The sequence below is a fragment of the Streptomyces sp. NPDC051219 genome, assembly GCF_040682335.1.
In the GTDB taxonomy this organism is placed as follows: Bacteria; Actinomycetota; Actinomycetes; order Streptomycetales; family Streptomycetaceae; genus Streptomyces.
This window is the reverse complement of record NZ_JBFBAS010000015.1, coordinates 64,343-82,562: the sequence shown is the minus strand read 5'-3', so window position 1 is coordinate 82,562 and position 18,220 is coordinate 64,343. Positions and strand designations below refer to the sequence as shown.

Below are 18,220 nucleotides of genomic sequence, written 5' to 3'. Positions count from 1 at the left end.
AGCATAGGCGATCCCAAGCCTGACGAATATTCGTGAAATTGAGTACACACTCCTCTGGACAGCGGCAGAACTGGCGACCTACCCTTCAACGCACCTAGTCAAAGTTCTCCTCGGTCGCGGCCGGAGCCCCCGCTCCGCTGATCGCCACCGCCCTGCTCGCCGACTACGGCAGCTCGACGCCGATCGCGCTGTACGTGATAGCCGCCGCGCTGCTCACGCTGGTCGCCATCGCCTGCGCCAAGGAGACCCGTCAGCGGGATCTCACGGATGTCGAGCCGCCGGCCGCGGGGGAGCCCGCCGCCACAACCCCCGCGGTGGACGCCCGTATCGCCTGAACCACGCCTGAAGGACGGCCGGGCCGCGTGGACCACAGGGTCCGCGCGGCCCGGCCGTTTCAGTGTGCGACCGCCCCGGCCAGTCCGTGCAGCCGCAGGGCGAGTTGGATCTCCAGGGCGCGACCCGGCGTCTGCCAGTCGGGGCCGAGCAGCCGGCCGATGCGGTCGAGCCGCTGCGCCACGGTGTTCACGTGGACGTGCAGTGCGTCCTTCGTACGCGCGGGGCTCATACCGCAGGCGAAGTACGCGTCGAGGGTCCGGACCAGGTCCGTACCGCGCCTGCTGTCGTACGTGATGACGTCCCCGATGGTGCGCCGTACAAAGCCGTCGACGTCCCGGGAGTCGGCGAGCAGAAGGCCCAGAAAGCCGAAGTCCTCAGCCGCCGCCCCTTCGCCGGAGCGGCCGAGCAGCCGCAGCGCGTCCAGACAGCGCTGCGCCTCGGCGTACGCGTCGGCGACCGCGCCCGGCCGGGCGGCGGGCGCCCGGACCACCGCCGAGGCGCCCACCGTCACCGGCTCCCGGATAGCACTGCGCAGCTGCCCGGCCGCACGGCGGGCGACCGAAGCGGCAGTGTCGTCCAGGCCCAGCGGCAGCAGCAGGACCGTGCCGCCGTCCCGGGCGGCGGCGAGGCCGTGGCGGGTGGCCGCGAGATGCGAGGCAGCGGACCAGAGCCGCTGCCGGTCCGCGCTCTGCCGCTCCGCCGTGTCCGTGCCCCTCGCGCCGATCCGGGCGGCCAGCACCACATGGGGGGCGTCCAGGTCGGCGCGCAGCCGGTCGGCGCGCTCGCGCAGCAGACGTGGATCCCGGTCCGGTGCGTCCAGCAGATCGTCGAGCAGTTCACCGCGGACCCGCTGTTCCGCCTCTCCGGCGGAGCGGCGGGCGAGCAGCAGGAGGGAGGTGACGACGGCGGCCCGCTCCAGCGTGCGCTGGTCGACGGGGTCGAGGGCGGGGTGGCCGTGCAGGACGAGGGCGCCGAGGAGCTCGCCGCCGGCCGAGACCCCGGCGATCCAGTCGTCGCCGTGCTGTACGGCATGGCCGTCGGTACCGGACTCCGCCAGGGCCTTGGCGGCTGCCGAGCCGCCTTCCGCGAACTCGACCGTACCGTCCAGGACTTGGGCGACGGCCGCCGCGACGTCGTCCACGCCGCCCCCGCGGAGCACCAGCGCGGTCAGCCGGTCGTGCACATCGGAGGCTCGCTCGATGACCCCGCTGCGGTCGCGGATGATCTCGTTGGCCTGCTCCAGCTCCGCGAGCGCTGTGCGCGTCTCCGCCAGCAGGTTCGCTGTGTCGATGGCGACAGCGGCGTGCGCGGCGAAGGACGCGAGCAGCGCGATCTGCTCCCGCTCGAAGACCCTGGCCCGGCGGTCGGCTGCGAAGAGCACGCCGATCACGTTGCTGCCGAGCATCAGCGGTACGCCGAGAATCGCGACCAGGCCCTCGTCCCGGACCCCGGAGTCGATGCTCCTGGTGTGCTGGAAGCGGGCGTCGTCGAAGTAGCTGTCGGTGACGTACGGGCGCGCGGTCTGCGCGACGAGTCCGCCCAGCCCCTCCCCCATACCGAGCCGGAGCTGCTGGAAGCGCGCCGAGACGGACCCCTCGGTGACCCGCATGTACGTGTCGCCGGCGGCCGGGTCGTTGAGGCTGAGATACGCGACCTCGGTGCCCAGCAGCGAACGGGCCCGCTGCACGATCGCCTGCAGTACGGCGTCGAGGTCGCGCAGGCCTGCCAGGTCGTGGGCGGTCTCGAACAGCGCGGACAGTTCGGCTTCGCGCCGCCGCCGCCCCTCGAGCTCTGACCGTACGCGCAGCGCGAGAAGTTTGGCGTTCTCGAGGGCGGCGAGAGTGCCGGCGCCCGCGCCTTCGGCGCGAGCGCGCAGCACCGGCCGCTCGTACGCCTCGGGGGCGGCGCCACGCGCGAGAAGCTCCAGGTAGGGAGCCTCGGCGTGGTCTGCGTGCGGATGATCCTGGGACATGGAACAGGGATACCTGCCGTACGGGCGGCCGCGCCAGCCCTGTGGACAACGGGACGGGAGGGACAACTTCGCCGGGGTCCAACATGATCGGCCGGTTGCCGCCTAGTGCGCGGTCCAGCCGCCGTCCAGGGCCAGCGAGGTGCCGGTGATGAAGGAGGCCGCGGGGGTGCAGAGGTAGGCAACCGCCTCGGCAACCTCCTCCGGTTCGATGAGGCGCTTGAGCGCGGAATCGCCGAGCATTACCTCGGCGAGGACCCGGTCCTCGGGGATTCCGTGGGCCTCGGCCTGGTCCGCGATCTGCCGCTCGACCAGTGGTGTGCGCACATAGGCAGGGTTCACACAGTTGGATGTGACACCGTGCGCGGCACCTTCCAGGGCGGCTGTCTTGGAGAGCCCCTCGAGCCCGTGCTTGGCGGCGACGTACGCCGACTTGTAAGCGGAGGCGCGCAGCCCGTGCACGGAGGAGATGTTGACGATCCGGCCCCAGCCCTGCCCGTACATGTGCGGGAGCGCGCCCCGGATCAGCCGGAAGGGAGCTTCCAGCATGACGGTGAGCACGGTGTGGAAGACGTCCGGCGGGAACTCCTCGATGGGCCGTACCAGTTGCATTCCGGCGTTGTTGACCAGGATGTCGGTGCCGGCCGCGGCGAGTTCGGCCGCGTCGAGGTCGGTAAGGTCGAGGAGTCTGGGTTCGACGACACCGGCGAGGCCCTCGGCGTGCCCGGCGAGGGCGTCGAGCCCCGCGGCGTCCCGGTCCAGCGCCCGTACCTTGGCTCCGGCGGCGGCGAGCCGAAGCGCGCAGGCGCGGCCGATGCCGCCGGCGGCCCCGGTGACGAGCGCGGTACGACCGTTGAGGTCGAGGTCGACGGTGGAGTGCTGGGGACCAGGTGTGGTGGGCACGGTCATGTTCCGCACCTTAGACAGCGCCGACTCCCCGACCGATGTGGTCAGAACCCATACTTCAGTGGGTGAGCATGGGGTCGAACCATGTGGGTTCGCCGGTGAGGGACTGCTTGATACGCAGGAGCGAGAACTCGTTCAACTCGGGCAGTGCGTCCACGGAGAACCAGGCGACATCCAGCGACTCATCGTCGTTGACCCGCGCCCGGCCGCCGAGCCACCGGCAGCGGAAGGTGATGTCCATGTACTGGCACACGTCTCCGTTGGCGTAGGTGACCGGCCGCAGCGCCTGCACGAGGACGACCCGCTCCGGTACGCACCGCACGCCCGTCTCCTCGTACACCTCACGCACCGCGGTCTGCGCGGGCTGCTCCCCGGGCTCCGGGATCCCGCCGATGACCGACCACTTCCCGGTGTCGGCGCGACGGCCCAGAAGCACCTGCCCCTCGTCGTCGAACACGACGGCGGTCACGCCGGGCAGCAGGAGCAGCTGGTGGCCTGCGGTGGCCCGGATCTCACGGATGAACTCGGGGGTTGCCATGCACCGACCCTAAGGTCCGGAAGTGTCAGCTCCGCGCACGGCGGCGCGCGCGTACGGCGAGGCCGAGGGCCCAGCCGACGCCGCCCGCGGCGAGTGCGGCGATCACGGCTTCGGGGATGGTGCCGAGCCGGGTGGCCGGGGTCAGCGAGGAGCGCAGCGGTACCTCGGCCACGAGCGCACCGGGGGTGAACATCCGCGTGTGCTGCTCCACCTCTCCGTCCGGCCGGATGACCGCGCTGACGCCGCTGGTGACGGGCACCAGGACGGCCCGCCCGTGCTCGACCGCCCGCACCCGCGACATCGCGAGCTGCTGGTAGGTCATCTCGCTGCGGCCGAAGGTGGCGTTGTTGCTGGGCACCGAGATGAGCTGGGCGCCCCGGGTGACCGTGTCGCGCACGGCCCAGTCGAAGGCCGCCTCGTAGCAGGTGGCGAGTCCGACTCTGGTGCCAGCCATGCCGAACACACCGGGCTCGCTGCCGCGCCCGAAGTCGCGCCGGACGCGGTCGACGTCGGAGCTGAAGACGCGGGCGACGGAGCGCATCGGGATGTATTCACCGAAGGGCTGGATCTGCCGCTTGTCGTAGGTGCCGATCGGCCCCTTCTCGGGGTCCCACAGGATCTGGGTGTTGCGCAGGGGGCCGGTCTCCGGAGCGATCACGGCGCCGACCGAGACGGGAGCCCTGATCGCCTTCACCGCCTTGTCGATGACGTCGTACGCGTCGGGGTTCGCGTACGGGTCGAGATCGGATGAGTTCTCCGGCCAGACCACGAAGTCCGGCTGGGCCACCTTGCCGGCCTTGACCTCCGCAGCGAGTTCGACAGTGCGGCGGGCGTGGTTGTCGAGCACCGCGCGCCGCTGTGCGTTGAAGTCGAACCCCAGGCGCGGCACGTTGCCCTGGATGACCGCCGCGGTCGCGCTGCCGTCCTCCGCGCCCGCGTCCACGAGCGGGCGGGCCGCGAGAGCCGCCGTGACCGGGACCAGCACGGCCAGAGCCGCGGCGGCCGCGGTCCTTCGCGGCAGTGCGCCGGTGCTCCGGTACGTACGTGCCTGGCGCACGGCCTCGAAGAGGCCGAATCCGCACAGAGCCACGGCGAAACCGAGCACGGGGGTGCCGCCCACCGCCGCGAGCGGCAGGAAGAAGCCGTCCGCCTGTCCGAAGGCGATCTTGCCCCAGGGGAAGCCGCCGAACGGGCCGCGAGCGCGTGCGGCTTCTGCCGCGATCCACACCGCCGCCCCCCACAGCGGCCAGAGCGGAAGCCGGGAGACGAGCGCGACGCCCAGGCCGGCCGCGGCGACGAACAGCGCCTCGACCGCGGCGAGCGCCAGCCACGGCACCGGCCCCACCTCCTCGCCGGTCCACACCAGCAGCGGAAGCAGGAAACCCAGCCCCGCGAGATAGCCCAGTCCGAACGCGGGCCGGAGCCGGCGGCCGTACACAGACCATGCGAGGAGCGCGAAGGCGGGCAGGGCCAGCCACCACAGGGGGCGGGGCGGGAAGCTCAGGAAGAGGAGGACGCCGGAGAGCGCTGCCGCGCCGGCCGGTACGAGCCGCCTCAGCAGCCTGCCGGCGCGGGAGGCGGGGGACTCCTGCGGGGCCAGCTGGTCAGGCTCGTCTACGGGGGTGGTGGTCACGCTCACCTGGCGGAGTCTACGGCGGGCGGCGGGTCCCCCTCCATCCCGGCCGCTCCGGCCGCACGGGCCGGGCCGCTCCGGCACCGCCCCCGTTGTGCAGCATCGTTCCTGCACAACCGTCCACAAACCCCTGTCACTGTCGTTACCGTGTGCCCAGTCCTATAGCGGGGGGTCGACGGGATGACGGCACCGGCAGTCGGCTCTGCCGTGCGGGAGCGCCGCGCTGTGCCCGACGCGGCGGGTGTCATGGTGCTCGGCGCCTGCGCCGTGTGGTCCCTGCTGAGTGCCTACGGCCGGGAGGCGCGGCCCGAGGGGGTGCTGCTCGCCGTTCTCGCCGTCGCCGCGGGCTACGCCTGTGGGCGGATCTGCGGTTCCCTGCTGCCGGTCGCCGCCGCGGCCGCCGTCGCACTCGCCGCGCTGGGCCTGGCGCTCGCCTTCCCGGAGGGCATTCCGGGTACGACCGCCACCCCCGCCCTCGGCCACACCGGCGCGGACGCCGCACTGGCGGCCCTGGCCGCAGGCGCCGCGTGCTGCGCCGCCTCGGCGGCCGGGCGGCCGGCGCTGCGCTTGTCCCTCCGGCTGCTCGCCCTCGGCATCGCCGGCACGGCGGCCGTCCTCGGCTCCGCCGCCGGGTGCGCGGCGGCCCTGGGCGTTCTGCTCTGCTCGCTGGCGGCGTCCCGGATGCGGTACCGACTGGTGGGCCTGGCGGGACTCGCGCTCGCCGCCGGGCTGACGGCCGGCCTGTCCTGGGCGGTCGCGGAGGACGCCTTGCCGGACGGCCTGTCGGTGTCGCTCGAAGGTCAGCTGACCCGGAACCGCGTGCAGTTGTGGGAGGACGCGGTCGAACTGGCCAAGGACCATCCCGTGCTGGGGGCGGGGCCGGACCGGTTCGGTGTACTCAGCCCCACCGCCGCCCAGCAGTCACCCGAGTCGGACGGCACTCCGCACTCCGCCGCGCTCCAGCAGGCGGCGGAACAGGGCATCGTAGGGGTGGCCCTGCTGGGCGCCTCGTTCGGCTGGGTGCTGTACGGGCTGTGGCGGTCGCCGCGTTCGACGCCGGTGGTGCTCACCGCGGGAGCGGCGCTGACCGCGCTGGCCGTTCTCGCGAGCGTGGGTAACGCGCTCAGCTTCACCCCGGTGACGGCGGGCGCGGGACTGCTGGCCGGCCTGGCGACGGCTCGGCCGCTGCGCGAGGAGGTACTCGAAACGGTCCCGGGCGGGTTCGGAAGCGACGCCCGTATCCCGCACTTCTGACTGAGTACGCCCACCCCCGCCGTCTCAAGGGGCACGCGCGGAAACTCCGGGAGACCCTAAATCCCGGCGGTGCCGCCCGGCAGCATACGCAGCCGGGCTCGGATGATCCGTACCGCCGCCTCCGCGTCGTCGACCGTGACCGTGAAGTCACGCCCGTCCCCGAGCCTGAGCACGAGGCCCTCGCCGCGGCGTACGACCACGGCCGTACCCATGCCGGGCCGCCAGCGGTAGCCCCAGCCGCCCCACTGCCGGGGGGTCACCTTCGGGGCGAACTCGGCGCGGACCACGTGAGCGAGCAGGATGCGCCTTCGGGGCAGGCCCATGTGGCCGCACCGCACCTCGAACGCCTCGCCGTCCACCCGCACGACCACATGAACGAACGCCAGAGTCCCGTAGAGAATGATCAGTCCTGCTGCGACACAGCCGACCACCGACATCATCAGAGGAGCCAGACCGGAGGTCCAACTGGAGGCGACTGCCAGTTCGATGCCGAGGGCGATGCAAGCGGCACCGGCGGCGGCGAGCAGCCATTGCGCACGGTTCGTGGCGCGGCCGCTCCAGAGCTCGGGCGGGGGATCGATGACGCCCCCCTCGACGCGGAGGTGGTGCTTCATGCCAGCAGCGTACCCAGGTTCCGTTACGGCAGCAGCACATCGCGGAGAGTGACCGCCCCGCCAGGCTGTCAGCGCACGGGAGCCGTGGTACCCGCTAGCAGGCGGCCTTCCGCGTAGGTCAGGGCCTGGCCCGGAAGCTCTGTCTCGCGGCCGCTGAGCAGGACCGTCAGCCGACGGCTCGGCTCCGCCCCGGGGGCGGGCCGGGCACCGATGCGGCGCAGCGCCTGGGCGGCGACGGCATCCGCGGAGCCGTGCAGCACGACCGGCGGCAGATCCGGGGCCTGGACGGCCGCCCGGATGCGCTCGGCGACCAGCTCGTAGTGCGTGCAGCCGAGGACGATGGCCCGTACATCACCGGAAGTGAGCGCGGCCGCCGCCGCCACGGTCCGGTCGATGGCGGCTTCGTCGGCCTGCTGTACGGCGTCCGCGAGCCCCGGGCACGGCACTTCCGCGACCTCGACACCGTCCGCGAACGCGCTGATCAGCCCACGCTGGTAAGGGCTGCCGGTGGTGGCCGGGGTGGCCCAGATCGCGACCGGGCCGCCGCCGGCGGCGGCCGGCTTGATGGCCGGTACGGTCCCTATGACGGGGATGTCCGGTTCCAGCTCGTCCCGGAGCGCCGGCAAGGCGTGCACCGAGGCGGTGTTGCACGCGACGATCAGTGCGTCGGGGCCGAGCGCCGCCGCGGCCCGGGCCACGGCCAGCGCGCGGGCGGTGACGTCGGCGGGTGTGCGGGGACCCCAGGGCATGCCGTCGGGGTCGGAGGAGAGGACGAGATCGGCGTCCGGCCGCAGCCGCCGTACCGCGGCCGCTGCCGCGAGCAGGCCGATTCCGGAGTCCATGAGCGCGATCTTCACCCGGTCACCATAGTCGACAGCCCTTGCGTTCCCCTGACGGTGGTGCAGACTGCGGCGGATGAGCGCCGTTACCTGGACCGCCGTGGGATCGCTGGCCGCGTGGCTGTGGCTACTGCTGGGGCACGGGTTCTTCTGGCGTACGGACGTGCGGCTGCCGCCCCGAACCGCCCCGTCGCGCTGGCCCTCGGTCGCTGTCGTGGTACCCGCCAGGAACGAGGCCGACATGCTGCCGACGAGCCTTCCCTCGCTGCTTGCCCAGGACTACCCCGGGGACGCCGGGATCTTCCTCGTCGACGACGGGAGTTCCGACGGAACGGGCAAGCTGGCCCGGGACCTGTCCGCGCGGTACGGGGGACTTCCGCTGACGGTCGTCTCCCCCGGCGAACCGGAACCCGGCTGGACGGGAAAGCTGTGGGCTCTGCGGCACGGCATCGCTGTGGCCCGCGCCGCCGGGGAGCCGGACTACTTGCTGCTGACGGACGCGGACATCGCGCATGAACCCGACAGTCTCCGGGAGTTGGTGGCCGCCGCCCGGTCGGCCGGACTCGACCTGGTCTCCCAGATGGCACGGTTGCGCGTCGTAGGCGGCTGGGAGCGCCTCGTCGTTCCCGCGTTCGTGTACTTCTTCGCCCAGCTCTATCCCTTCCGGCGGGTGAACCGGAGACGCGGCCGGACCGCCGCCGCGGCGGGCGGCTGTGTGCTGCTGCGCACCGAGGCGGCCGTACGGGCCGGCATTCCGGACAGCATCCGCCAGGCGGTGATTGACGACGTCTCGCTCGCCCGCGCCGTGCGGCGCAGTGGCGGCAGGATCTGGCTCGGGCTCGCGGAACGCGTGGACAGCGTGCGTCCCTATCCACGGCTGCGCGATCTGTGGCGGATGGTGTCGCGCAGCGCGTACGCGCAACTGCGGCACAACCCGCTGCTGCTGACAGGGACCGTGGTGGGGCTCGCGGTGCTGTATCTCGCGCCTCCGCTCGCCCTGTGCGCCGGCGTTCTGTCCGCTCACGCCCCCGCCGCCTGGGCGGGTGGCCTGGCGTGGGCGGTGATGGCCGGGACGTACATCCCTATGCTCCGCCACTACCGGCAGTCGCTGTGGTTCGCGCCGCTGCTGCCGTTCACGGCGGTGCTGTACCTGCTGATGACCGTCGACTCCGCCGTGCAGCACTACCGCGGCCGCGGAGCGGCCTGGAAGGGGAGGACCTACTCCCGTCCGCAGGCCGCTCCCGACCGATGAGAACCCCGCACGGTCACTTCCTGCCCGGCGTCCAGTTCATGCCCCACCCGTAGGTGTAGTCCATGGTGCGCTGCGGGCTCACTCCGCGCTCCGGTACGAGGAAGCGTGCCTCGCGCTGGACGACCAGGTCCGACCCGGTGTTGGTGATGAGGGCGAGCGAGCAGACCGTCGAGGGGACGGTGCACTCGCCGAGCGAGAATTCGATGGGAGCGCCGGTCAGGGGCTGGAGAGTGACTGTCGCGTCCAAGTCCGCGAAACTCCGCGCGCCCTCGTAGATCGTCACGAAGATCACGACGCGCCGGAGCATGTCCTTGTGGTCCAGGTTGATCGTGAGGTTCTCGCCGCTGGCGGATCCGCCGGTGCGGTCGTCCCCGTCGAGATGGATGAAGGGCGGCTGGTGCAGCGCGCCGAAGGCGTTGCCGAGGGCCTGGACGACTCCCTTGCGGCCGTCGGTCAGTTCGTACAGGGCACACAGGTCGAGGTCGAGGTCCGCGTGCATCGCGACGGCCCGCCCGAGCTTGGCACCCCAGCCCTTGAACTGCTTGCGCACCTGCCAGCTGAGGTTGACGCGCATGGCGCCGGAGGTGCTGCCCTGCTTGGTGAGGGAGACGGAGGGAGACTCCTTGGTGAGAGTCACCTTGGCCAGCCGTACAGGTGCGGCAGGCGCCGTTGCGGCCTGCGCGGGGGCCGCGACGGGTGCGGGCGGCGCCGGCTGTACGGGCGGCGCCGGCTGTACGGGCGGCGCGACGGGGGCGACGACGGCGGCAGGGGCCGCGGCGGCGGCCTGCTGCGGTTCGTCCACACTGATCCCGAAGTCCGTTGCCAAGCCCTCCAGTCCACTGCTGTAGCCCTGGCCGACCGCCCGGAACTTCCAGGCGCCCTGGCGGCGGTAGAGCTCGCCGAGCACGAACGCCGTCTCGACGGTGGCGTCCTCGCTCTCGAAGCGCGCGACCTCGGCGCCGTTCGCCGCGTCGACGACCCTGATGTAGAGGCCGGGCACCTGCCCGAAGCCGCCGCCGTCCGAGGAGGCCGCGAGCACCACCGTCTCGATGGCGGGCTCGAGGCGCGCGAGATCGACGGAGAGCCTGTCCGTGAAGCCGTCGCCGGCCGTCGCCTTCCCCTCGTGGCGCACCGCGCCCGAGGAGTGGACCGCCTGGTTGTAGAAGACGAAGTCCGCGTCGGAACGGACCTTTCCCGACACGAGCAGCAGAGCTGAGGCGTCGACGTCCGGCACACCCGCGCCTGAACGCCAGCCCAATTCGACATGCACGGCCTGCGCCGGCACCGGAACGTTCGTTCCCTTACGCATTGACATGCTCGCCCCCATCGCGAGTCCGGCTGCCCGAGGATTTCGTGCGGCCAACCTATTCCCTGACGCCCTCCGGGGAACCCGGAAGGCGTCTGAAGATCACCGGCCGACCGCCGGTAACCCCCCACATCCTCGTCCTTTACACGATCTCAACGGCCGAGGACGACCGATTTTCCCAAGTTCGCTCGCATTGGGGATCCCCGGTCACTCACCGCACAAGAAACAACCCTCTTATCGGGCTCCCCAACCAGCACATCGTGGGCTTAACTTATGTTCCATGACCTCCCCCCGCGCCACCTATGGCGGCGGTTACTACTCCGCGCCGTCTTTCCCGGACACCCCGATCTACGACTCTCTCGTCGCAGAGCGGGGTACCCCTCAGATCGCCCCGATCCGGGTCCCCTCCGCGTACGACACCGGCAACAGCTATCTGCCGGCGCTCCCCTCGGCGCTGCCCGCCCTCCCGGCCGCGCCGTCCCAGTACCAGACGCCCCCGCAGGCCTACCAGTACCAGCAGGCCATGCCGCAGCCCGTTCCGCTGCAGCACGCGCCCGCGCCGTACATCCCGCAGCAGCCCGCGGGGCCGCGCGGTTACCCCGGTGCGCAGCCGCAGCAGCAGCGTCCGGTGGCCACCGGGTACGAGGCGATGCGCCCGGCGGCGCCACGCCCCGCGCCCGCTCCCTACGAGGACCCGTACGGCCGCCAGTACCAGAGCCGCGGATACTGACCTGAGGCCCGTCCTGTCGCCCTCTCGGCTGGCAGGATGACCTCATGTCGAACTCCTCTCTGCAATCGCTTCACGTCCATCCCGTCAAATCGGTAGCGGGGTGTGCTCCTGGCGAGGTGGTCATGGAGCCCTGGGGGCCGGCCGGGGACCGCAGGTGGACGCTGATCGACAGTGACAGCAAGGTGGTCACCCAACGCCAGCAGCCACGCCTGGCGTTGGCATCCGCCGAGCCGCTGCCCGGCGGCGGAGTCAGGCTGACCGCGCCCGGCCTGGAGCCGCTCACCGTCGACGTGCCCGAGCCCTCCGGCACGTCCGTGATGGAGATCTTCGGTCGCAAGGTCGAGGCCGTACCCGCGCACGAGGTCGCGCACGCCTGGTTCAGCGAGTATCTGGCCGCCCCGGTACGGCTGATGCATCTCGACGATCCGGCGCACCGCCGGCCGCTCGACCCGGACTTCGCGCTGCCCGGAGAGACGGTGAGCCTCGCCGACGGCTTTCCGCTGCTCGTCACGACCGCCGCCTCTCTCGACGCGCTCAACTCCCTCATCGCGCAGGGCGACCATCCCGATGAGGGCCCGCTGCCGATGAGCCGGTTCCGGCCGAACGCCGTCGTGGACGGCACGGCGCCGTGGACCGAGGACGACTGGAGGCGCATCGCGATCGGCGAGGTCTCGTTCCGGGTCGCGAAGCCCTGCGGCCGTTGTGTCATCACCACCACCGACCAGCTCACCGGCGAGCGCGGCAAGGAGCCGCTCCGCACGCTCGCCCGTCACCGGCGCTTCGGCGACCAGTTGGTCTTCGGCCAGAACCTCGTCCCCGAGACCACCGGAACGCTCCGGGTCGGCGACCCGGTCCGCGTACTCGCGTGACGCGCACGGCTTGAGAGCCGTCCCGCTGGGAACCCGGCACTCTGCCGCGCTCGTTGAGCGGGGTGACGTGGACGTGGACGGGGGTGCGGGACGGGTGCGGGCAGCGGTGGGGCTCTGGCGGTGGCGGCGCAATCCGCTGCGCCGGACGACCGACCTGGTGGAGGCCTGGGTCTCGCTCGTGGCCCTCGTGCTCATCGTGCTCGCCGCCCCGGCCACCGGCTGGTCCACCGGCGCGCGAGTGGAGGAGACCCTTCACCGGGCGGTGCGGGTCCAGCACGAGCAGCGGCACCACATCGCGGCCGTCGTCGTACGAAGCCCGCGCGGCCCGGCACTCTCCCCCCACTCGGACGCCGGCTCGGAACAGCCATCGCGACGCCGGGTCGTGGCCGACTGGACCGCCCCCGACGGCTCACGGCACACCGGCACCGTCTCCGGCGCGCCGCGGGCTTCGGAGACCGGCGACCGGTTCCGGGTCTGGACCGACACACAAGGCCGGATCGTCAGCCGCCCGATGGACCGCGCAACCGCCACCACGCACGCCGCGCTCGCGGGGTTCGCCTCGGCCGCGGCGACCGCCGTCCTGGTCGAAGTGGCCCGCCGACTGATCGTACGGCGACTGGTGCATCGGCGGTACGTCCAACTGGACCGGGCGTGGGCCGCGGCCGGTCCGGACTGGGGCCGTACCGGCGCGGGCGGCTGACCTGTCAACTCGCGCGCCCGGTGCGCGCTACGGTGGACGGGTCAGGTCCTGTCCTGCCCGATCAGGCAGGATCAGGCAGCGGGGTCTGGTGCCGTGCATCGCGAGGCGGAAGAGGGAGTCGATGCGGAGCATCGGCGGCCGACGACAACGCGGCGAGCGTGCGTGCCAGATCTCGCGAGCCCGGCAAGATCCAAACGAGAGACCCTAGATCAGTCGCGTCGGTTCGAGGTGGGGGCACAGCAGCGCCATGGCACAGGGCACGGTCCAGGTGACGCACACCGGCTCATCGAGGTGGCGCCGGCGCACGGGCGAGTACGCCTCCCTCGCCGCAGCCCTCGAGGCAGCCGGAGACGGCGACGTCTTGTCCGTCGCCCCCGGCACCTACCGCGAGAACCTCGTCGTCCGCCGTGCGGTGACCCTGCGTGGCGCCGAGGCCACCGCGGGCTCGGTGCGGATCGCCCCCGTGGACGGCGTCGCTCTCACCCTGCACGCCTCCGCGACCGTCCAGGACCTGTATCTGGAAGGCCAGGACTCTGCCGCGCCCGCGCTGCTGATCGAGGACGGCGCACCGGAGTTGACGGATCTGCGGGTGGTCACGCGGTCCGCCGCGGGCATCGAGGTACGCAACGGCGCCCGGCCGACCGTGCGGCGCTGCACCGTCGACAATCCGGGCGGGGTAGGGATCGCCGTTTTGGACGGCGGAGGCGGGGTGTTCGAGGAGTGCGAGGTCGTCTCGGCTGGCCAGTCCGGCATTTCGGTGCGCGGCGGCGCGCATCCGCGGCTGGAGCGCTGCCGGGTGCACCACTCCTCCGGCGCCGGTTTCGCCGTCAACGGCGAGGGCAGCGGCCTGGAGGCGATCGGCTGCGAGGTGTACGAGATCAAGGGCACCGGGGTGCAGATCGCGTCCCGGGCCGCCGCCCATCTCACCGACTGCCAGGTGCACCGGACTTCGGGCGACGGGATCACCCTGGACACCGACGCGGTCCTCACCCTCTCCGACTGCGACATCCACGACATCCCCGAGAACGCGGTCGACCTGCGCTCCCGCTCGGTGCTGACGCTGACCCGCTCGACCGTTCGCCGGTTCGGCCGCAACGGCCTTTCGGTGTGGGACCCGGGCACCCGGGTGGACGCCAGCCAGTGCGAGATCCACGACAGTACGGGCGACTACCCCGCGGTCTGGATCAGCGACGGCGCGACCGCCGTGCTCGACTCCTGCCGGGTGCACGACGTGCCGGACGCGTTGTTCGTCCTGGACCGCGGCTCGCGTGCCGATGTCGTCGACAGTGATCTGTCCCAGGTCCGCAACACGGCCGTCTCCGTGAGCGACGGGGCGACCGCGCAACTGGACGACTGCCGTATCAGGGAGGCTTCCACCGGCGCCTGGTTCCGCGACCACGGCAGCGGCGGCACCCTCGCCAACTGCACCATCGACGCCGCTCAGACGGGTGTCATCGTCACCAAGGGCGCGGACCCCACCCTGGAGCGCTGCTCGGTCACCGCGCCCGCCGAAGCCGGGTTCTACGTCTCCGCCGGCGGTCGCGGCACGTTCCGCGGCTGCCGGGTGACCGGCAGCGGGGGCTTCGGCTTCCATGTCATCGACGGCTGCCGGACGACGCTGACCCGCTGCCACACCGAGCGGTGCACACGCGGAGGGTATGAGTTCTCGGAGGACAGTCCGCTCGTTGAGGACTGCACGAGCGACGAGAGCGGCGTGCGGACCGGCCCGCAGGAGCCGTCGGCGCCGGCGGTGCAGACGACGGCGCAGACACCTGGACTGCTTTCCGCCGTGCCCGGCCCCCGCGCCGTCGAGCCCGCGCCGGGAGCGGAACCGGCCGCGCGCACCTCTAAGACCGTCCTCGGTGAACTCGACACCCTGGTGGGCCTGGAGAGCGTCAAGCGCGAGGTACGCGCCCTCACCGACATGATCGAGGTCGGCAGGCGCAGACAGGAGGCCGGCCTGAAGGCCGCGTCGGTGCGCCGGCACCTGGTCTTCACCGGCTCGCCGGGCACCGGCAAGACAACGGTGGCCCGGCTGTACGGCGAGATCCTCGCCTCCCTCGGTGTGCTGGAGCGAGGGCATCTGGTCGAGGTCTCGCGCGTCGACCTGGTCGGCGAGCACATCGGTTCGACGGCGATCCGTACCCAGGAGGCGTTCGACCGGGCGCGCGGGGGTGTGCTGTTCATCGACGAGGCGTACGCCCTCTCCCCCGAGGACTCCGGGCGCGACTTCGGCCGGGAGGCCATCGACACCCTGGTGAAGCTGATGGAGGACCACAGGGAGGCGGTGGTGGTGATCGTCGCCGGGTACACCGCGGAGATGGAGCGCTTCCTGTCCGTCAACCCGGGGGTGGCGTCCCGCTTCTCACGGACCATCAGGTTCGGCGACTACGCCCCCGAGGAGTTGCTGCGGATCGTGGAGCAGCAGGCCGAGGAGCACGAGTACCGGCTCGGCAGCGGCGCCGCCGAGGCGCTCTTGAAGTACTTCACCGCCCTGCCCAAGGGGCCCGCGTTCGGCAACGGCCGGACCGCGCGCCAGACCTTCGAGTCGATGGTCGAGCGGCACGCGGGCCGGGTCGCGCAGCTCACCGAGCCGAGCACGGACGAACTCACCCTGCTGTATCCGGAGGATCTGCCGGAGCTGGTGTGAGGCGCTGCGCCGGAACGCCCCGTGTGCCAGGTGCGTCAGCCGTATCCGGTTCATCCGACGCGTCCCGTCCCTCCGCTGCGTCCCGTCCCTCCGCTGCGTCCGGGGCGTCCGGCACGTCCGGTCCAACCGGCGCGCACGGCGCCAGCCGGTCCAGCAGGGCGTCGCGTTCGACCGCGAACGCCGGGTCCGCCTGGTAGTCGGAGTGGCCCAGGATCGGCTCGGGCAACGGGCGTGCCGCGGTGCGGCCGTAGGTCAGGGGGTCCTTGAGCGGCCCGCAGTCGACCTCGGGGGTCTCGTCCCCGGGCAGCACCGGGCCTCCGATCGGGTCGGTGGCGCGCCACAGGTTGCGCCAGCAGTCGAGCTCCCGGTGCAGGGCGGCGAGCGGGCCGGGACCGAAGTAGGCGGGGAACCAGCGCCCGTACAGCCGCTGGAGGGGTGAGCCGTACGTGAGCAGGGCGACCCGGCGGCGGGCCCGCGGCGGCAGCTGCCAGACCGCGGCGGCCGCCAGGACGCTGCCCTGCGAGTGCCCGGAGATGACAAGCCGGCCGCCGGTGCGGTCGGTCCAGCCGGCCATCCGCCAGGTCAGGTCGGGGACGGCACGCTCGGCATAGCAGGGCGGGGCGAACGGGTGTGCGGCACGCGGCCAGAACGTACCGACGTCCCAGAGGATCCCGATGGTTCGGCGGGCCGAGGCGTCCTTGTAGGCACGGCGGCCCCAGGTGACGAAGAGTATGAAGCCGAGGCCGATGAGCCAGGAGCCCAGCGCCTGCGCGGTCTGCACTCCGGAGGCGAGGAAGGGGTGCGCCCCGTCGGCGGCCTCCCCCGGCACCTCGTGGCTCGTCCAGGCGCCCGCGAGCGCTCCGGCGCCCAGCAACAGGGTGACCCCGGAGATGATGCCGATCAGCCGCGGCGCGGCCTCGGTGAGCGCTGCGGTGGCCCTCGCGCCGGCGATGCTGCGGGTCCGTGCCGCGTCGGGCCGTTCACCCGGATAGTCCGCCTCCACCTCGGCGAGCAGCCGGCGCCTGAACCGCAGGGTGCGCCCGGCGAACCAGCCGGCCAGTGCCAGTACGACCACCAGCAGCGGCGGGATGACCGCGGCCTGCCAGGAGAGCAGCACCGGGGGGCCCGCGATGGAGCCGCGGCCCATGCCCGGTGTGCCGCCGTCGTCGAGCCAGTCGGCCACCCGCTGGGCGACGCCACCGGACATCACTCCGCCGAGCGCGCAGGCGAGCATGGCGATGGCCGGCCCGCCGAGTCCCCGCAGGGCGGTGGTGCCACGCTCTGCCGGCCCGGCGGTGGGACGCCGGTAAAGCCGCCAGGCGGTCAGCGCGAGGGCGACCACCAGTAATCCCTGGGCAAGGGTGATCACCCCGAAGGCCCGGTCTCCCGGAAGCATGCCGCGCGACGCCCAGCCGGGCCGGGACCATCCGGCGTACAGCAGGGCGAGGACGAGCAGGCCGAGGGCGCCGAGGGGCAGCAGCCGGACCACGGCACGGTCGAGCCGGGAGTCGGGCCGCGACTCCTTGCGGCCCCTGCGGCACACCACCCAGACGACGGCGAGCGCGCCGACGGCGAGCAGCGCCTCGGTCAGCCACCCACAGATCTCCAGCAGGGTGCTGCCGCCGTCCCGCCGGTCGAAGCGGGCAGCCGCGCCGGCGACCGCCGCCGCCACGGTGAGCAGGCCCGCCGCTGTGTGGGCGGCGCGCAGGCGGGCCACCAGTCTGCGGCCGTACCAGAAGCCGGGCCGGCCCAGAGCGGGGCGCGGGCCCGGCGCGTCGTCCAGCGGGTCCCGGCCGGCGGGCAGCGGCTGCTGTGATTCGTAGGCGCTCCAGGTGCGGTTGGAGAGGTACCAGAGCAGTCCGGTGAGTGCGCCGGGCACCAGGGCGGCGAGCGCGAGCCGTCGGCCGGGCTGCGACCACCAGCCGCCCTCCGCGGGCGACAGGAAACCTAGCCAGGAGCGGGACTCGGCGCAGCCGGCCGAGCCCGCGCACTGCCACGCGACCAGGTCGAGGGCTACCTCGCAGGCCGCCGCGGTGAGCAGCACGGTGAGAGTGAGGGCCACCAGGCGGACGAGGACTCCGTACGTACGGACGGTCCTGGCCATCCCGCGGCCGGCGGGTCGCATCCAGTGGGCGAGGTTGGCGACCATGAAGGGGAGGAGTATGAGCCACAGAGCGCGGGCGCCGTTGCCCGAGGTCAGCCGGGACCAGCAGTAGGCCTCGGGGACCGGGCGGTCGCGATACCGCTCGGGGTGGAGTTCGGCCTCGGCGTCGTCGGTGCGCCGGAAGACGGCCGCGGTCCCGTCGCCGGTGATCCGCACGGTTCGCGGGTCGCCGAGCATGCCGCTGGGGGTGGCCCCGCCGACTCCGTGGACCAGCAGCTCGAGCGCGAGTTCTCCGTTCTCCGGGGCGGGGGTGGCACGGGGCACGGCGGCTCGCTCTCGGGTGGGGGCGGGACAGGGGTTGAGCACGGTCGGAGCCGGCGCGGGGGCCGGACCGGGGCAATGTCCGGACAGGTCCGGGACAGCCACAAGGATCGCGGCACAAGGGCGTGCGCGACACCCCTTCTCACGGAATCTCCCCAGCTCCCGGCCCGTTCGGCCGGTGGGGCAGGGCCCTGTGGCA

Annotated in this window: 14 protein-coding genes and 1 pseudogene; 7 read left to right on the top strand and 8 right to left on the bottom strand. The window is 72.7% G+C overall.

What is annotated here, in order from left to right:
* Positions 1-98: 98 nt before the first annotated feature.
* Positions 99-335: pseudogene (locus AB0M62_RS19010) on the top strand (MFS transporter); the annotation flags it as partial.
* A gap of 59 nt (positions 336-394) precedes the next feature.
* Here AB0M62_RS19010 and AB0M62_RS19005 read toward each other — a convergent pair.
* The 4 genes from AB0M62_RS19005 to lnt all read right to left on the bottom strand — a co-directional run bounded on the left by AB0M62_RS19005 (position 395) and on the right by lnt (position 5,310).
* Entirely contained in the window at positions 395-2,308 is a 1,914-nt protein-coding gene (locus AB0M62_RS19005; RefSeq protein ID WP_366075377.1) for a GAF domain-containing protein, read from the bottom strand.
* Between the two features lie 102 nt (positions 2,309-2,410).
* Positions 2,411-3,214, bottom strand: a complete 804-nt coding sequence (locus tag AB0M62_RS19000; protein ID WP_366075376.1) for a 3-hydroxybutyrate dehydrogenase — start codon at positions 3,212-3,214, stop codon at positions 2,411-2,413.
* A gap of 55 nt (positions 3,215-3,269) precedes the next feature.
* The gene (locus tag AB0M62_RS18995) at positions 3,270-3,749 is read right to left on the bottom strand and encodes an NUDIX domain-containing protein (protein ID WP_366075375.1); all 480 of its coding nucleotides are present in this window, start codon (positions 3,747-3,749) and stop codon (positions 3,270-3,272) included.
* A gap of 25 nt (positions 3,750-3,774) precedes the next feature.
* Positions 3,775-5,310, bottom strand: coding sequence for an apolipoprotein N-acyltransferase (lnt, locus tag AB0M62_RS18990; protein WP_366075450.1), 1,536 nt, complete (start codon positions 5,308-5,310; stop codon positions 3,775-3,777).
* A gap of 252 nt (positions 5,311-5,562) precedes the next feature.
* On the opposite strand from lnt, the gene AB0M62_RS18985 reads away from it, so the two are divergent.
* Positions 5,563-6,636 carry an O-antigen ligase family protein gene (locus AB0M62_RS18985; RefSeq protein WP_366075374.1) on the top strand — a complete coding sequence of 358 codons (1,074 nt, stop codon included), beginning with the start codon at positions 5,563-5,565 and terminating at the stop codon, positions 6,634-6,636.
* 56 nt (positions 6,637-6,692) lie between these two features.
* Here AB0M62_RS18985 and AB0M62_RS18980 read toward each other — a convergent pair whose 3' ends face one another.
* Both AB0M62_RS18980 and AB0M62_RS18975 read right to left on the bottom strand, forming a co-directional pair.
* Positions 6,693-7,250, bottom strand: a complete 558-nt coding sequence (locus AB0M62_RS18980) for a hypothetical protein (protein WP_366075373.1) — start codon at positions 7,248-7,250, stop codon at positions 6,693-6,695.
* A 68-nt stretch (positions 7,251-7,318) separates the two neighbouring features.
* Positions 7,319-8,107 (bottom strand): aspartate/glutamate racemase family protein, encoded by a 789-nt coding sequence (locus tag AB0M62_RS18975; RefSeq protein WP_366075372.1) that lies wholly within the window; start codon positions 8,105-8,107, stop codon positions 7,319-7,321.
* A gap of 58 nt (positions 8,108-8,165) precedes the next feature.
* Between AB0M62_RS18975 and AB0M62_RS18970 the strand changes: the two genes are divergently transcribed.
* Complete coding sequence (locus tag AB0M62_RS18970) at positions 8,166-9,341, top strand: glycosyltransferase (RefSeq protein WP_366075371.1); 1,176 nt, start codon at positions 8,166-8,168, stop codon at positions 9,339-9,341.
* A 13-nt stretch (positions 9,342-9,354) separates the two neighbouring features.
* On the opposite strand, the gene AB0M62_RS18965 is transcribed toward AB0M62_RS18970, so the two are convergent.
* The gene (locus AB0M62_RS18965; RefSeq protein WP_366075369.1) at positions 9,355-10,656 is read right to left on the bottom strand and encodes a TerD family protein; all 1,302 of its coding nucleotides are present in this window, start codon (positions 10,654-10,656) and stop codon (positions 9,355-9,357) included.
* A 271-nt stretch (positions 10,657-10,927) separates the two neighbouring features.
* Here AB0M62_RS18965 and AB0M62_RS18960 point away from each other — a divergent pair, with 271 nt between their 5' ends.
* The 4 genes from AB0M62_RS18960 to AB0M62_RS18945 all read left to right on the top strand — a co-directional run bounded on the left by AB0M62_RS18960 (position 10,928) and on the right by AB0M62_RS18945 (position 15,596).
* A complete protein-coding gene (locus AB0M62_RS18960; RefSeq protein WP_366075368.1) occupies positions 10,928-11,377 on the top strand; it encodes a DUF6643 family protein in 450 nt (149 codons plus the stop codon).
* Between the two features lie 44 nt (positions 11,378-11,421).
* Positions 11,422-12,246, top strand: a complete 825-nt coding sequence (locus AB0M62_RS18955) for an MOSC N-terminal beta barrel domain-containing protein (protein WP_366075367.1) — start codon at positions 11,422-11,424, stop codon at positions 12,244-12,246.
* Between the two features lie 67 nt (positions 12,247-12,313).
* Positions 12,314-12,946 carry a hypothetical protein gene (locus AB0M62_RS18950; protein ID WP_366075365.1) on the top strand — a complete coding sequence of 211 codons (633 nt, stop codon included), beginning with the start codon at positions 12,314-12,316 and terminating at the stop codon, positions 12,944-12,946.
* 247 nt (positions 12,947-13,193) lie between these two features.
* Positions 13,194-15,596, top strand: coding sequence for a right-handed parallel beta-helix repeat-containing protein (locus AB0M62_RS18945; RefSeq protein ID WP_366075364.1), 2,403 nt, complete (start codon positions 13,194-13,196; stop codon positions 15,594-15,596).
* Here the strand turns inward: AB0M62_RS18945 and AB0M62_RS18940 are convergent.
* Positions 15,556-17,937 (bottom strand): hypothetical protein, encoded by a 2,382-nt coding sequence (locus AB0M62_RS18940; protein ID WP_366075449.1) that lies wholly within the window; start codon positions 17,935-17,937, stop codon positions 15,556-15,558. The genes AB0M62_RS18945 and AB0M62_RS18940 overlap by 41 nt on opposite strands.
* Between the last annotated feature and the right edge of the window lie 283 nt (positions 17,938-18,220).